General features: G+C 71.1%; 7 protein-coding genes and 1 pseudogene. 3 read left to right on the top strand and 5 right to left on the bottom strand.

Annotated features, from left to right (window positions below; genetic code table 11):
* Positions 1-263: 263 nt before the first annotated feature.
* Positions 264-1,400, bottom strand: coding sequence for a PucR family transcriptional regulator (locus ACH5AC_RS15250; protein WP_398862265.1), 1,137 nt, complete (start codon positions 1,398-1,400; stop codon positions 264-266).
* Positions 1,401-1,487: 87 nt separating this feature from the next.
* Between ACH5AC_RS15250 and ACH5AC_RS15245 the strand changes: the two genes are divergently transcribed.
* The 3 genes from ACH5AC_RS15245 to ACH5AC_RS15235 all read left to right on the top strand — a co-directional run bounded on the left by ACH5AC_RS15245 (position 1,488) and on the right by ACH5AC_RS15235 (position 4,134).
* On the top strand, positions 1,488-2,543 hold the full coding sequence (locus ACH5AC_RS15245) for a ferredoxin reductase (protein WP_398862264.1): 1,056 nt from the start codon (positions 1,488-1,490) through the stop codon (positions 2,541-2,543).
* Between the two features lie 7 nt (positions 2,544-2,550).
* The gene (locus ACH5AC_RS15240; RefSeq protein WP_398862263.1) at positions 2,551-3,669 is read left to right on the top strand and encodes a fatty acid desaturase family protein; all 1,119 of its coding nucleotides are present in this window, start codon (positions 2,551-2,553) and stop codon (positions 3,667-3,669) included.
* Between the two features lie 72 nt (positions 3,670-3,741).
* A complete protein-coding gene (locus tag ACH5AC_RS15235) occupies positions 3,742-4,134 on the top strand; it encodes a DUF6207 family protein (RefSeq protein ID WP_398862262.1) in 393 nt (130 codons plus the stop codon).
* 290 nt (positions 4,135-4,424) lie between these two features.
* Here ACH5AC_RS15235 and ACH5AC_RS15230 read toward each other — a convergent pair whose 3' ends face one another.
* From ACH5AC_RS15230 to ACH5AC_RS15215, 4 genes and pseudogenes are all read right to left on the bottom strand, one after another.
* Positions 4,425-5,258, bottom strand: coding sequence for a PIG-L family deacetylase (locus ACH5AC_RS15230; protein ID WP_398862261.1), 834 nt, complete (start codon positions 5,256-5,258; stop codon positions 4,425-4,427).
* 411 nt (positions 5,259-5,669) lie between these two features.
* A pseudogene (locus ACH5AC_RS15225) lies at positions 5,670-5,897 on the bottom strand (hypothetical protein); the annotation flags it as partial.
* Between the two features lie 104 nt (positions 5,898-6,001).
* On the bottom strand, positions 6,002-7,504 hold the full coding sequence (locus ACH5AC_RS15220; RefSeq protein WP_398862260.1) for a tryptophan 7-halogenase: 1,503 nt from the start codon (positions 7,502-7,504) through the stop codon (positions 6,002-6,004).
* A gap of 23 nt (positions 7,505-7,527) precedes the next feature.
* Positions 7,528-15,498 carry an SDR family NAD(P)-dependent oxidoreductase gene (locus tag ACH5AC_RS15215; protein WP_398862259.1) on the bottom strand — a complete coding sequence of 2,657 codons (7,971 nt, stop codon included), beginning with the start codon at positions 15,496-15,498 and terminating at the stop codon, positions 7,528-7,530.
* Between the last annotated feature and the right edge of the window lie 368 nt (positions 15,499-15,866).

Raw genomic sequence — 15,866 nt, 5'->3', positions numbered from 1 at the left:
TCTCGGAATGTGCGGGGACTGATGCCGACCAGATGCTGACTTACCTGACGACACATCAGGTACGTGAGGGGCACCGGACGAGTTGTCGTCCGGGAAGCAGACGGGATCTGCGCCAATTCCTTACATGGAATTGAGCCTCCACCTGCCCCGGGGCGGTTCACCAGCCACACAACGGAGATGCCGATCCACGGTCTCGTGCGACACGCTTTGAGCCCGGAGACTGGCCAGCGGCCTCGGAGCCCCTGCCTTGGTCTTCCGGCCCGTCAAACCCGAAGACCGACCGCCAGCGTCAGTTCAAGGACCCGGTGTGGCGATGCAAGATCCGGAAACAGCTCCCGCAGCTGCGACATCCGGTACCGGACTGTCTGGGGATGAACGAACAACGCCGCCGCCACCGCGTCCCGCCTGCCCTGGTGCAGCAGCCACTCCCGCAGCGTCTCCTCCAGCCGCCGTGCGGTCGCGACAGGCAAGGTCCGCAACGGTGCGAGGGCTCGGGCACGCAGGTCTGCGAACGCGTCCGCGTCGGCGCTCAGCACCAGCTCGGGCAGGTGGTCCTCGGTGTCGCGAATATCAGAGGAGAGGGAGCGCGCGCGTACGGCTCGTGCGTACGAGGCGGACGCACGAGTCCATGGCCGGGCCGGGCCGACCACGGCGGTGCGGTCGGTCAGCCGCCGCAAGAGATGTGATCGGTCGGCGTCGGGGACGAGCAGCACACCGGTGGCGTCCGGCAGATCGTCGAGGACGAGGGTGCTCGGGTCGAGCGCGCGGTAGGCGGGCCGGGCCTGGGCGGCGGGCAGCAGGACCGCGGTCAGCGAAACCGGAGGCTGCCACCCGGCCCGTTGAGCAGAGACAAGCAGCACGTCCGGGCTCGCGCCGGCGAGGAGGTCGCGGGCCAGGTGTTCCAGGTGGCGTTCGTGGGCCCTGCCCCGGGCGGCCAGTTCGTCGGCGTGGCCCGCGGCGCTGGCTGCGGACAGCTCGTCGATGTAGGCGAAGGTCAGCTCGGCGAACTTGGCGACCTCGGCGGCGGGCAGACCTGCGGGTACGGCACCCGCTGCCAGGCATCGCCAGGCCACGCGGGCGCCGACGCGGTAGGCGCTGAGCAGGGCGTCCATCGAACGGCCGTCGCGGACCTCGCCGCGGCCCAGCTCGTAGGCCGCGTCACCGCCGTCGCCGCCTGTGGCGTTCCCGCTCGCGAGGTCCAGGTAGTGCCCCAGGGCGGTGCGGACGGCTCGGCGGATGGTGGCGCCCATGTGGCCCGACAGGGCGCCTGCGTAGGGAGGGACCTCGTCGATGATCGCCTGGACGACCTCGTCGGCGGTGGTCTTCAGCGCGGCCCGAAGTGCGGTGACCGTCGTCTCATCCAGGGCCAGTTCGCTGGCCCTCCGGATTACATGGCTCACGTTTCTATTCCCTGCGAACAATTCCACCGACCAGATTCACGTCCTGCGGTCAGGACTTTACGCCCTGAGACGCAGCAAGCTGGAGCCATGACGAGTACAGCCCTCCGCAGCAGGGCGTGGAAACTGCTGGAGATGGTCACGACGCCGCTGCTGCCGTCGGACTACCTCGACCTGGTCAGCCCGCTGCGTGCGGGCGCCGACCTGCGGGGGCGCATCGAGGCCGTGCACCCCGAGACGGGTGACGCCGCGACCGTCGTGATCAGGCCGGGACGGGGCTGGCGCGGCCACACGGCCGGTCAGTACGTGCGGATCGGGGTCGACGTCGACGGGGTGCGCCTGTGGCGCGCCTACTCCATCACCTCCCCTACGAACCGCCCGGACGGCCGCGTCACGATCACCGTGAAGGCGATCCCGGACGGCAAGGTCAGCAACCACCTGGTCCGCGGGGCGAAGCCGGGCACGCTGATCCAGCTCGACCAGGCGACCGGTGACTTCGTGCTGCCGCAGGCCAAGCCCGTCAAGGTGCTCTACCTGACGGCCGGCAGCGGCATCACGCCCGTGATGGGCATGCTGCGCGACACCGAGTTCGACGACGTCGTCATGGTCCACTGCGCGCCACGGCCGCAAGACGTGATCTTCCGCAACGAACTGCACGATCTGGTCGCGGACAAGAAGCTGCAGCTCACCGAGGTGCACACCGACACGGACGGCAAGCTCGACATCGCCCGTCTCGACGAACTCGTGCCCGACTGGGCCGAGCGCGAGACCTGGGCCTGTGGGCCCACGGGCCTGCTCGACGCCGCCGAAGAGCACTGGAGAGAGTACGGCGTCCAGGAGCGCCTGCACACCGAACGCTTCCGCCCCAGCATCGTCGTCGCCGGCGACGGCGGCGAGGTCACGTTCAGCACGACCGGCAAGACCGTCGACGCGGACGGCGGCACGCCGTTGCTGGACATCGGCGAGGAGGCCGGCGTGCTCATGCCCTCCGGGTGCCGCATGGGCATCTGCTTCGGCTGCGTCACGCCGCTCAAGGCGGGCGCCGTCCGCGATCTGCGTACCGGCGAGATCACCGAGGCCGAGCCGGGCGTCCTCATCCAGACCTGCGTGTCCGCCGCGGCGGGCCCCTGCGACATCGAACGGTAGGAGCACCTTGACCGCCATCGACCCCACCGCCCACCTGACCGCGGAGCAGATCGAGGAGCTCGGCCGCGAACTGGACGCGATCCGCGACGAGGTGATCGCCAGCCGCGGCGAGAAGGACGCCGCCTACATCCGTAAGGTCATCTCGGCGCAGCGCAAGCTCGAGCTGGTCAGCAGGGGCGTGCTGCTGTTCTCGATCTTCCCGCCCGCGTGGCTGCTCGGCACCGCCGGGCTGTCCGTGGCGAAGATCATGGACAACATGGAGATCGGTCACAACGTCCTGCACGGCCAGTGGGACTGGATGCGGGACCCGAAGATCCACTCCACCACCTGGGAGTGGGATCACGTCTCGCCGTCCGACCAGTGGAAGCACTCGCACAACGAGCTGCACCACACGTACACCAACGTGATCGGCAAGGACAACGACCTCGGCTACGGCATCATGCGCGTCGACGAGGACCAGAAGTGGCACCCCTTCCACCTCGGCCAGCCCCTGTGGAACTTCATCAACGCCTGCTTCTTCGAGTACGGCATCGCAGCCTACGACCTGGAGCTCGGCAAGAACCTGCACAAGCGCCGCCGCAAGGACCCGGAGTTCCGCGCGCGGGCCAAGGCCGTGGGCCGCAAGATCCGCAAGCAGGTGCTCAAGGACTACGTGATCCATCCGCTGCTGTCGGGCCCGTCGTTCCTCCCCACCCTCGCCGCCACCTTCACCGCGAATCTGGTCCGCAACCTCTGGTCCCACTCGGTGATCATGTGCGGGCACTTCCCCGAGGGCGTGCAGGTCTTCGAGCGCCGGTCGATCAAGGGCGAGACGCGCGGCCAGTGGTACCTGCGCCAGATGATGGGCTCGGCGAACATCAGCGGCAGCAGGGCCATGCACTTCATGACCGGCAACCTGTCGCACCAGATCGAGCACCACCTGTTCCCGGACCTGCCGAGCAACCGGTACGCCGAGGTCGCGGTGAAGGTGCGCGCGCTGTTCGAAAAGTACGAGCTGGAGTACGTCACCGGGCCGCTGCCCAAGCAGGTGTTCTCCGCGTGGCGCAAGGTCTTCCGGCTCTCGCTGCCGAACAAGAAGCCCAAGGTCAAGACCCCGGACCGCGAGCAGGAGCTCGTGGCCGCCTGACTCCCGGTATTGGTTCAGATCTCTCGGCCGTACTGGCGGCACCGCCGGGTTCGGTGAGATCCGTTGCGGACGGTGGGCAGCCGCGACATCGGACCGTACGACACGGGATCCGGGCAGGCCGGTGTCCGGCTGCGCTGCCTGGACGTGCGCCAGGAGCTCGCGCATGTGGCGGAGCCGGGGCTGCCCGTGGTGGAGATCGCGGCCACCGATGACGAGACCGCCTTCGCGATCCAGGAGTTGATCGCCGCACGGTGCGCGGCCGCGCCGGCAGACCGTACGACCCGGGAGCCCGGTGAGCCGGGCGTGCGGCTGCGCTGCTTCCTGGACCTACGCCAAGCGCCCGACGTAGCACGGCGGCGGCCCGGCGTGCGCCGAGTGGTGCGGTGTCGGCGTGATCAGCAGAGGCAGTCGCTTCGGGTGCCCCGCTGTAGATCTCGCGGCCGGTGTCGGAGACCGACCTCGTGACCTGCAGTTTCTTCCGCAGTCTCACGGTGTGTCGGACAGCGGAGTCTCAGCTGTGTGTCGTTTCCTCCGCGGTCTGTCTTGATCGGAGCAGACCGCCGGGCTGATGCCTGAGCTGTCGCGCGCCTGCCGAGTCGGCAGTGCGGGCACGCGTCGACGCCGTCGGCGACGGCCTGCCGACCTGGTCGCGGGCTGCCGGAGCGGAACCGCGTGGATAAGTCTCCGGGTGTGTGCCGCGCTCGATCGCGCCGTGCGGCCGATGAGCCTCCCGAGCTCCGCTCCGGATGGGTGGATCAGCGCAGTCCGGCGAAGAGATCGTTCTCGGGGACGGCCGCGCCGGTGGCGTCCTGGACACGTACGAAGGTCTCCATGCCCATCAACTCGCCGAACCTCTCCTTGCCCATCTTGAGGAAGAAGATGTTCTCGCCCTGACTGGCGTGCGCGGCCAGCGCGTCGAACTTCTGACCGCTGAACGCGGTGGTGTCCACCCACGTGGTGATCTCATCGTCAGGGAGGCCGATCTCGGCCATCGCGGCAGCCTCGGCAGGATCCGGCTCCGGCATGTCCGGATGAAACTCGCGCATGATCTCCCCGAACCGCTGCATCCCCGAGCGGGGCATCGTGGTCCAGTACACCTTCGGTGTCAGCGCGGTCATCTCCAGCGCCGCCATCGTGATGCGGTGGGCCTGGATGTGATCGGGATGGCCGTAGAAGCCGTTCTCGTCGTAGGTGACGACCACATCAGGCTGGTAGTGCCGCATGAGTTCCGCGAGTCGGGCCGCGCCTTCCTCCACGGGGGTCCGCCAGAAGGACCCGGGGGCGTCGTTGCCCGGCCAGCCCATCATCCCGGAGTCGGCATAGTCCAGCATCTCCAGATCGCTCACCTTCAGGACGCCGCAGCTCGCCTCAAGTTCTTGACGGCGCATCAGGGCAACCGCCGCCGGATCGTGCCCGGGATCGCCCGGCTTGACACCCCCCGGTCCGTCACCGCAACCGCCGTCGGTACACGTCACGAGAACCGTGCGGATGCCTTCCGCCGCGTACCGCGCGAGGACCCCTCCGGTTCCGGTGGCCTCGTCGTCGGGGTGCGCGTGTACTGCCATGAGCGTCAAGGGCCGGTCAGTCATGAAACAGTCCTCCTGCAGAAATACATCTTGGTCCGACTACGCGGCGGGCGTACCGCTCCTGGGCCCGGATCCTGGTGGGGCGGACGACCCTTGTGGTCTCCGTGTTCCCCGCCCGTGCGGCGCCGGTCCCTCAGACGATGCAACCGTGCCGGCCGGACCGGCTGTTCCCGGCGCGGCCACTTGGCCCTCCAGGCGTCGGCGTTTCAACGCGAACGAGGTACAGGCGCGACCCGCATTGTCCTGTCGCACCACGTCTGGCGTGTGGTGGGCTGCCGACCTGGATTTCGCGAAAACCTCGTTCGCGATAGATGGAGGAGCGCCGCCAAAATCGCCAACAGTATCCGCCGGAGCTCGCCGACTCCATGGTGCTGCGATGTGAAAAACCCGAACCCGCCCTCGCCGCCTCGGATGCACATCGACCTCCCAGTTCGTACGCTGGATCCGCACATCGACCTCGCGGATCTCCCGGGCGAGAGCATCCGCCCGACCGCGCAGTTCCGCGACCGGAAGCGCGGAAAGCATCATCAGCTCGGACCGGAGCTGCCGGCCGTATCCCCGCTCGCCCTTACTCGCCGCCGCGTCCGCCGCCGCAGTGACCACAGTCGGCCGACGCCAGGAGAGTGCCCGGGTGACCATCCCCGCGGACCGGCGGCGCGGCGCCAGGTCCGTAGGGCAGCCTCCCCGGCGGGAGTGTCAGGTTGGGCGACGGCCCGACTGTCCGCCCACCCACCTGTCTCCGCCCACTACGCCTCAGGTTCGACCCAGGCCAGCCCGTCCGCCGACGCCACCAGACCGCCGGGCCGCAGCGGTGCCTCCTCCTCCAACGGCCCGCCGAACAGCCCGCGTTCCTGGAGGGCGGTCCCCTCCTGGAACACCTGTCGGAAGCTCTCGGACTCGTAGAGCGGATTGCGCAGGTCGCCGGCGTCGGGAAGGCGGCGCACGGCCCGCTCGAAGTCGTCGGCGACGGTCGTCAGCCGTGCGCCCACCGGCCCGGCCCCGGTGAGCGACGCGTCGCCGGACGCCAGACCGCCCACCAGCTCGACGAACGCCTCGAGTTCCGTAGTGCCGACGTTGGTGACCTTGCGCGCCTTCCAGAAGTACGACCGTTCGTCCTGGTGCATGTCGTAGAAGGAGACCAGGAACTCGTGGAACAGGCCGTACTCGTGCCGGTAGCGGGCCTCGAACTCAGCGAAGAGACGATCCTCGTCCAGGGTTCCGGCGAGGCAGCCGTTGATGGACCGGGCGGCAAGCAGCGCGCCGTACGTCGCGAGATGGACTCCGCTCGACAGCACCGGATCGACGAAGCACGCCGCGTCTCCGACGAGCACCATGCCAGGCCGCCACAGCCGTGACTTCCAGTACGACCAGTCCTTGCGGACGCGGACCTGGTCGTAAGGCGGCTCACCGGCCTGTGGGACGCCGTCGAGGAAGCCGCGTACCTCCGGGCAGGCGTCGATCAGGCGGCGCCAGGCGGTCGCCGGGTCCCGCTGGATCGCCTCGGCGTTCTCACGGGCGACCACGGCTCCGACGCTGGTCAGGTCGTCCCGGAGCGGGATGTACCAGATCCAGCCCTCGTCGAAGGCGGCGCAGAAGATGTTGCCGTCGTTCGGTGCCGGGAGCCGCGTGCCGCCGGCGAAGTAGCCGAACACCGCGATGTTGCGGAAGAAGTCGGAGTAGGTTCGTTTCCCGCCGACGTGCGGGTGGATCCTGCTGCCGTTGCCGGAGGCGTCCACGACGTACCGGGCGCCGGCCTCGCGGATCTCGCCGTCGGGGCCGGTCCAGCGCACTCCGCGGACCCGCCCCTGCTCGCCTGCGTCGGCGAGCACGCCGGTCACGCGACAGCCCTCCCGGACGTCGACGCCGACCCGGCGGGCGTTGTCGAGGAGGATCGCGTCGAACCGGGACCGCTCGACCTGGTAGGCGAACGAGGTCGGGTCGGCCAGCCGGGGTGACAGCGCGAAGGAGAACTGCCAGGGGTCCCGGTTCCGGCCCCAGCGGAATGTGCCACCGCGCTTCGGCTTGAAGCCCGCGTCGGCCATCTCGCCCTCGACGCCGAGGATCCGGCACACGCCGTGCACGGTGGACGGGAGCAGAGACTCGCCGATCTGGTACCGGGGGAAGGTCTCCTTCTCGACGAGGAGGACACGATGGCCGTGCAGGGCGACGGCCGCCGAGACGGTGGCCCCGGCCGGGCCACCGCCCACCACGATGACGTCGAAGTCCTGCGTGGGCTTGGCAGAACTCACAGAACTCACGGAACTCACGGAACTCACTGGTCCCCCTTCGCCGTTCGTGCGTCGATCCAGGTGCGGATCGCCGACACAGTTGTCTTCGCGTGTTCCTGCATCATCGTCAGGTGGTCGCCGGGGACGTCCACGACGTCGTGCGCCGTGGGCCAGGAGGTCCGCCAGTCGTCCGCGTCGGCGGAGGCCGCCATGGCGGGCGTGGGCCACAGTGCGCGCACAAGGAGCGTGGACGTGGCGACCGGCTCGGGATCCCAGCCGAGGAAGATCCTGTTGTAGGCCCCCATTGCGGCCAGGGCGGTGTCGTCGTCCCCCGTGAGGACGGGCCCTGACGTGTCCTGCGGCGGTGGGGCAGCCAGGGACAGCAGCCAGTCCTTGCCGCTGTTGTCCGGCGTGATGTGATAGGTGTCCAGCAGCACCAGGCCGGTCGGTGCCCGGCCCGTGTTTTCCAGCTGACCGGCCACCAGATGCGCTACGTTGCCGCCCGCCGACCGTCCTACGACCACGAAGGGTCCGTCCCCGACGTGCCGCAGCACGCTCTCGGCCTGCGTACGCGCCAGCGCGTCGCGGTCCTCGGGCACGGCGGCACCGGTGCCGATACCGGGGTGCGGAAACTCCAGGACGTCCAGGTCGTCCTGGAATGCACGGTGGAAGTGAGGGAAGTCTCCTCCGCCTGATACGAGCGAGGGATGGTAGGCCGGGAAGTAGACGACCGTCGGCCTTCCGGAGCCGGGGCGGCCGTGGGAGCGGCGGATCGGGGGCGGCGCGTGCTCGCGGCCTCGGGCGGCCGTGAAGGTGGGCAGCGCCCAGGACGCGGTGACGAGCAGGTGCATCGCCGCCACCGGTTGTCCGCAGGCGCTGACCGTGCGGAACAGCGAGGAGAGGGTGTACGCGGGCCGCTCGGCCTCAGGGGCCTCGGGGGCTGCTGCGGCGGCCGGCTCGCCGTCCAGCAGGCCGAGCAGATGGCGTGCCAGCTCCTCGGCCGTGCGGTGCTCGAACACAACGGCCGCCGACAGCCGGAGCCCCAGCGCCATGCTCAGCCGGTTGCGGATCTGCACGGCAGTGAGGGAGTCGAACCCCAGGTCGGCGAGGGTCTTGCCGGCCGGTAGCGCGTCGGCGTTCGAGTATCCGAGCACCGCGGCCACGTCGGCCCGCAGCAGCTCCACGAGCGCCGCTTCCCGCTCGCCCGGGTATATGCGGGCCAGCCGCTTCCGCCAGGCTCCCGGCTCCAGCATCTGCCCAGGCGAGCCGGCGGAGCCGGAGGCCGGCGCCGCGGCGGTCGGCCGGCGCCGCTGACGGACGAGTCCGTGCAACGGCGGTGGCAGGTGCCCCGCCCAGGACCGCAGCGCCGCCCGGTCCAGCAGGATCGGCACCAGGACCGGCTCCGTCGAGCGCAGCGCGGCGTCGAACAGGGCCAGGCCCTGCTGTGTGGACAGCGGCACGAGCACGTCACCTGGATGTGGGCGCTGTTGGGGCTGCTCCGCCGCCATGCCGTCGGCGTGCTCCCACGGGCCCCACGCCAGCGAGAGCGTCGCCAGTCCTTCGGCGGCGCGGCGGTGGGCAAGGGCGTCGAGGAAGGAGTTCGCGGCCGCGTAGTTGCCCTGGCCCGCCCGGCCCAACAGACCGGAGACGGAGGAGAACACGACGAACGCCGAAAGACCCGTGTCCCGGGTCAGTTCGTGCAGATTCCAGGCCGCGTCGGCCTTCGGCCGCAGTACGGCCGCCATCCGCTCGGGGGTCAGGGAGTCCAGCACGCCGTCGTCGAGGACCCCGGCGGCGTGCACCACGGCGGTCAGCGGCGGCTCGCAGCGCTTGACCACCTCGGCCAGCTCGGCACGGTCGGCCGCATCACAGGCGACGATACCGACCTTCTCCGCCCCCAACTTCGCCAGTTCACGGCGCAGTTCCTCGGCTCCGGGTGCCTGCGGCCCGCGGCGTCCGGTCAGCAGCAGATGCCGTACGCCGTGCTCGGCGACCAGGTGACGTGCCAGTTCCGCGCCCAGGGCACCGGTGCCTCCGGTGATCAGCACCGTGCCGTCCACACCGAATACAGCCCCCGCGCCCGAGACGTCACCGACCGCCGCCGCCAGTCGTGGAACCGTCACCCGCCCGTCCCGCACACGGAGTTGCGATTCGCCCGTGGCGACGGCCCGCGGGAGCATCCGCAGCGACTCGGGCCGCCCGTCCACATCCACCAGGACGACACGACCGGGCAGCTCCGACTGCGCCGTACGCACCAGGCCCCAGACCGCCGCACCCGCCAGGTCCGGCACCGGCCCGGTGGCATCCCGCGTCACCACGACCAGCCGTGAGCCAGCCGCGCCCGGATCGTCCTGCCAGTCCTGGAGCGCCTTGAGCACCCTGCCGGTCAACTCGTGCACGGCGGAGAGCGGACCGGAACCGGACGCACCGGCGACAGCCGTGACGGCGACGAACTCGGGGTCCACGGCGCCGGGGAGGAACGCGGCGAGGTTCAGCTCGTCCGGTCCGCGCACCGCCCAGCCGCGCGCATCGGCGTCGCCGGGGAGTTCGAGGGCGGCCCATTCAGGGCGCAGCAGAGCCCTTCGTACGATGTCGTCCGTCATGTCGGCCCGGTCGGCCCCGTCGGCCCGGAGTTCCCTGGTGGCCAGCGAGTCCACGCGCGCCACGAGCCGGCCGGACGGGTCGGCCAGGGTCAGCGAGACCGTGTCCGGGCCTGTCGACGTCACCTTGACCCGCAACTGTGTGGCTCCCGAGGCGTGCAGGCTCACTCCGCTCCACGCGAACGGGACCCGCACTGTGCCCGCGTCGGCGGGTGCGGCCAGCAGCGGCGCGTGCAACGCGGCGTCGAACAGCGCCGGGTGGAGCCCGAAGCGGCCCGCTTCCGAGGTGTGTGACGCGGGCAGCCGGACCTCCGCGAAGACGTCGTCGCCGCGCCGCCAGACCGCGCCGACGCCCTGGAAGGCAGGACCGTACGCGAGCCCGGCGTCGGCGAGGGCAGCGTACGCGTCGGTGAGATCCACCGCCTCGGCGTCTTGGGGCGGCCACGGAGTCGGCTCGTCCTTCGCCACACGTCCGGGGCCCAGCTGACCGGAGACGTTCCGGGTCCACGGGGCGTCCTCAGCGGAGTCCTCCGGCCGGGAGTAGATCTCGACCGGCCGCCGGCCCGAGTCGTCCTGCGCACCCACCACGACCTGCACGCGCACCCCCGCGGAACCGGGCAGAGCGAGCGGCGACAGCATCACGAGCTCGTCGACCGCACCGCAGCCCGTCTCGTCGCCCGCGCGCACGGCCATCTCCACGAACACCGACGCCGGCACGATCACCCTCCCGGCGACGACATGGTCCGCGAGCCACGGGTGGACCGCCAGGGACAACAGCCCGATCAGCACCGTCCGCTCGGTGTCCGGCACCGGGAACGCCGGGCTCAGCAGCGCCCCTGCATCGGCCGCCTCCGGGCGCGGTGCGTCCAGCCAGTACCGCTGCCGCTGGAAGGCGTACGTCGGCAGATCCACGCGCCTCGCGCCGGAACCCGCGTACACCGCCGTCCAGTCGACAGCGGCCCCGGCCACATGCAGCCGGGCCACGGCCGACAGGAGCGACTCCGGTTCGTGCACCCCGCCTCGCGTGGCCACGGCGAGAACGGCGCCGCTCGTGGATGCGTCGGTCAGACAGTCGGTGGCCGCCGCGGTGAGTACGGGCCCGGGACCGAGTTCCAGGTAGGCCGAGACCCCGTCGTCCGCGAGCTGGCGCACGGCGTCGGCGAAGCGCACGGGCTGCCGGGCGTGCCGCGCCCAGTACTCGGGCGAGCACAGTTCCGCAGACTCGGCGAGCCGGCCCGTCACGGTGGAGACGATCGGGATGCGCGGTGATCGGAAGGTCAGCTCCCGGGCGACACCCAGGAATTCGTCGAGCATCGGCTCCACCAGGGGCGAGTGGAAGGCGTGACTCACCCGCAGCCGTACGGCCCTGCGGCCGCGTGCCTCGAAGCCGGCCGCGACCGCGAGCACGGCGTCCTCCGAGCCCGAGATCACCACGGAACGGGGCCCGTTGACGGATGTGATCGCCACCCGTGACCCCAACTCGGCCAGTGCTGGAAGCGTTTCCTCCTCGGTCGCGTCCAGCGCCACCATCGCTCCGCCGTCGGGCAACGCCTGCATCAGCCGGCCACGCGCGGCGACAAGCCTTGCCGCGTCGGGCAGATCGAGTACACCGGCGACATGCGCAGCCACCAGCTCGCCGACGGAGTGGCCCACAAGGCGGTCGGCTCGAACGCCCCAGGACTCCAGCAGCCGGAACAGCGCCACCTCGAAGGCGAACAGTCCGGCCTGTGTGAAGTCCGTACGGTCCACAAGTGCGGCTTCGGGTGTGCCCGGCTCGGCGGACAGCACCGCGCTCAGTGGCTGTGGGAGACGGTCGTCCAGACACCGGCACACCTCGTCGAAGGCTTCGGCGAAGACGGGGAAGGCGGCGCGCAGTTCGGCGCCCATCCGGGGACGCTGGGCACCTTGTCCGGTGAAAAGGAAGGCCGTACGGATCTCCGGGTCCGCCAGTCCTCGTACGACTCCGGGTGCGTCCCGGCCCTGCGCGAACGCGTTCAGCGCGTCCAGCATCCGTGTCCGGTCACCGGTCGGAACGAGCGCACGATGGGTGAGGGCGGAGCGCGACACCGCGAGGGAGTGGGCGATGTCGGCGGGCGACAGGCTCGGCCGATGCGCCGCTTCGGCCGCGAGCCGTCGGGCCTGGGCGCGCAGAGCTGTTTCATCGGCGGCGGAGAGCAACCACGGAACCGGTGGCGTCGCGGCTGTCTCCTGGGAGACAGCCTCCGGTGCCTCTGCCTCCGGTGCCTCTTGCAGAATCACATGCGCGTTGGTCCCGCCGATCCCGAAGGCCGAGACCCCCGCACGCCGCGGGCGGTCCGAGGACGGCCAGGGCCGTGACGTGGTCAGCAGTTCCACCCGGCCCGAGGACCAGTCGACGTGCGGTGTGGGCGAGTCGGCGTACAGGGTCCGGGGCAGTTCACCGTGCCGCATGGCCTGCACCATCTTGATGACTCCGGCGACTCCGGCCGCCGCCTGCGTGTGTCCCAGGTTGGACTTGACCGACCCGAGCCGGAGCGGCTGCTCGCGGCCCTGTCCGTACGTGGCCAGGAGGGCCTGCGCCTCGATGGGGTCGCCCAGCCGGGTGCCCGTACCGTGGGCCTCCACCACGTCCACGTCACCGCCGCGCAGCCCCGCGTCCGCCAGCGCCTGCCTGATCAGCCGCTGCTGAGCCGGCCCGTGGGGCGCGGCGAGTCCGTTGGACGCGCCGTCGGAGTTGACGGCGGAGCCGCAGAGTACGGCCAGGACCGGATGACCGCCCCGCCGCGCGTCGGACAGCCGCTCCAGCAGGACGAGTCCCACGCCCTCGCCCCAGGCCGTACCGTCGGCCGCCGCCGAGAACGACTTGCAGCGCCCGTCCGGCGACAGCCCGCGCTGCCGGCTGAAGGCGAGGAACGGTTTGGGCGTCGCCATCACCGTGACACCTCCGGCCAGCGCCAGCGAGCACTCGCCCGCGCGCAGCGCCCGCGCCGCCCAGTGCAGTGCCACGAGCGAAGACGAGCACGCGGTGTCGACCGTGATCGCGGGACCGCGCAGGCCGTATGTGTAGGAGATCCGTCCGGAGGCCACGCTGCCCGCCGAGCCCAGGCCCAGGTGCGCCTCCAACTCGTGGTGGCGGGTGAAGCGGGCGGAGTAGTCGCCGTGCATCACGCCGACGAACACCCCGGTGTCGCTCTCGCGCAGCGACGCCGGGTCGATCCCGGCCCGCTCCCACACCTCCCAGGACGTCTCCAGGAGCAGCCGCTGCTGCGGATCCATCGCGAGCGCCTCGCGCGGCGAGATCCCGAACAGCCCGGCGTCGAACTCCGCGGCCCGGTGCAGGAATCCGCCGTGCCGCGTGTACGACGTGCCGATCCGGTCGGGATCGGGGTCGTACAGGGCGTCCAGGTCCCAGCCGCGGTCGGTCGGGAACTCCGAGATGGCGTCTCGGCCCTGCGACACCAGCTCCCACAGGTCCTCGGGGGAGTTGACGTCACCGGGATACCGGCAGCCCATGGCCACGATCGCGATGGGGTCGTCCTGAAGGGACCGGTCCTGTCCGCCGTACGACTGCGGGTGCCCCACGGGCTCGGCCTCGAAGAGCGCGGCGCGCAGGTACCGAGCCACCTCGGCCGGCGTCGGATGGTCGAAGACCAGCGTCGCCGGCAGGCTCAGGCCGGTCAGGGCACCGAGCCGGTCCACCAGCTCGACCGCACCGACGGACGTCATGCCGAGATCGGCGAACGGACTGTCCGCGTCCGGCAGATCGCCCGGCGCACGCCGGCATGCCTCGGCCGTCTCGATGAGGACCGTCTCGCGCAGCGCGCGTTCCCGCTCGGCGCGCGAGAGCGCGCGAAGCCGCTCGCTCAGGGTGGCCTCGACCGCGACCGGGGCGGCCGGAGCGGGGACGAGCAGCTCGTGCCGGGCGATCTTGCCGGACGCGGTGCGCGGGACGGCGGCGATCTCGCGGATCTCGGTCGGCACCTTGTAGTCGGCCAGTCGGGCCCGGACCTCGGCGAGCACCCGCCGCGCGTCGATCCCGTCCGGACCCGGTACGACGAAGGCGACCGGCACCTCGCCCAGCACGTCGTGCGGCACACCCACGACCACGGCGTCGGACACGCCGGGACACTGCGACAGGACCTCTTCGATCTCCGCCGGGTGGATGTTCTCGCCGCCGCGGATGATCAGCTCGCTGACCCGGCCGGTGAGCCGGAGATGGCCGTGCTCGACGCGGCGGCCGAGATCGCCGGTGCGGTACCAGCCGTCCCGCAGCGTGGCGGCCGTCACCTCGGGCTGCTCGTGGTACCCGGTCATCAGGCCCGGCCCACGCACCCAGACCTCGCCCTCGGCCCCGTCCCGGACGTCCTCGCCGCTGCCCGGGTCGACGACACGTACGTCGACGCCCGGCACGGGAGGCCCGCAGGAACCGTCGACCCGGGGCCCTTCCGGACGGTTCACCGCGATCATGCCGCAGGTCTCGGTGCTGCCGTACGCGTCGAGCAGGGGCGCCCCGAGAGTGTCCTCCACGGCCGCACGCAGAGCGGGACCACTCGGTGCACCGGCCACGACGCACATCCGCAGCGCCCGCGGGGGCTCGCCGGCCGAGTCGACCAGCCGGTGATACGTCGCGGGCACGCCGGCCAGCATGGTGAAGGGTCCGCCGAGCCCCTCGTAGGCGGTGAGCAGTTCCTGCCGCAGACCGCCCGGCGGCAGCAGCTCACCGGCAATCCGGGCGCTCGCGCCCACGGCCGTCACACCCAGGATCGCCAGCGAGTGGCTGAAGCTGTGGAACAGCGGAAGCGGCCAGAGCAGCCGGTCGTCGGGCGAGAGGCCGAAGATCGGGGCGTAGCAGGCGGCCACGGACCACAGCGCGGCCCGCTGCGTGGACAGCACGCCTTTGGGCCGGTGGGTGGTGCCGGAGGTGTACAGCATCCAGGCCGGATCGTCGAGCCCCAGCATGTCGATCTCCGCGGACCCGTCGCTCCCGGCCGCGCTCTGGAACAGCTGGGCGCCGTCCGGTATCGGACCGGTGCCGGTGACCAGGACACCCAAGCCGTCGTACGGCTGTCCCAAGCGCCGCAGTTGTGCGAGGTGCGCGACGTCGGTGATGACGAAGCCGGCGCCGCTGTCCTGGAGGAAGTGGGCCAGCTCGGCGTCGGAGGACCGCGGATTGAGCGGGACGCCGACCATCCCTGCCCGCAGGACGGCGAGGCAGCTCTCCACCATCTCCACGCAGTTGCCGAGGCAGATCGCGATGCGGTCGCCGCGGCGCAGTCCCGTCCGGGTGAGATACCCGGCCAGCGCGCGGGTACGAAGCTCCAGCTCGGCGTAGGTGACGCTGCGCGAGGAGTCGGAGTAGGCGACCCGCTGCGCCGCCGACTCGGCGTGCTCCTTCAACAGCTCCGGCAGCGGCCGGATCAGCTCCTCACGCCACATGGTCCCGCCTTCCAAGTCCCTGGCACTGCAATGATGTTGAGCTTACGTGGACAGGCACGATGCTCCGGACGACGCCGGGCCCCAGAAGGGCGTGAGTGCCCGCAAGCGGCCGACACGGCGGGCAGGCCGTTCGCGAACGGGGCGATGAACCGTGACCGCGACCGCCGCGATGGTGGGATGGCCACAACGCCTCGGCTGCCTCGGCGTGCCCCTGCACCACCGGTGTGCGCCGTCCGGCACCGCGACACCGAGACCCGGTCCCCCGGCCAACCAGCGGGCCCGGGTTTGAGTGCCGGAGATCGTCTTGGTCCCCTGGTCGCTGTCGTTCCGGTCGGAGGTGATGTCCGAGCCCGGCGCGTACACATACC

This window comes from Streptomyces sp. NPDC018693 (genome assembly GCF_044391385.1).
Taxonomy (GTDB): Bacteria; Actinomycetota; Actinomycetes; order Streptomycetales; family Streptomycetaceae; genus Streptomyces.
Note: the sequence above shows the minus strand (reverse complement) of the source record. Positions and strands in the feature narration are given on the sequence as shown.

Bases quoted from the DNA above. Each gene is read 5' to 3' on its own strand.
- ACH5AC_RS15215 (WP_398862259.1), bottom strand. From the start codon at position 15,498: ATGTGGCGTGAGGAGCTGATCCGGCCGCTGCCGGAGCTGTTGAAGGAG.
- ACH5AC_RS15230 (WP_398862261.1), bottom strand. From the start codon at position 5,258: ATGACTGACCGGCCCTTGACGCTCATGGCAGTACACGCGCACCCCGAC.
- ACH5AC_RS15245 (WP_398862264.1), top strand. From the start codon at position 1,488: ATGACGAGTACAGCCCTCCGCAGCAGGGCGTGGAAACTGCTGGAGATG.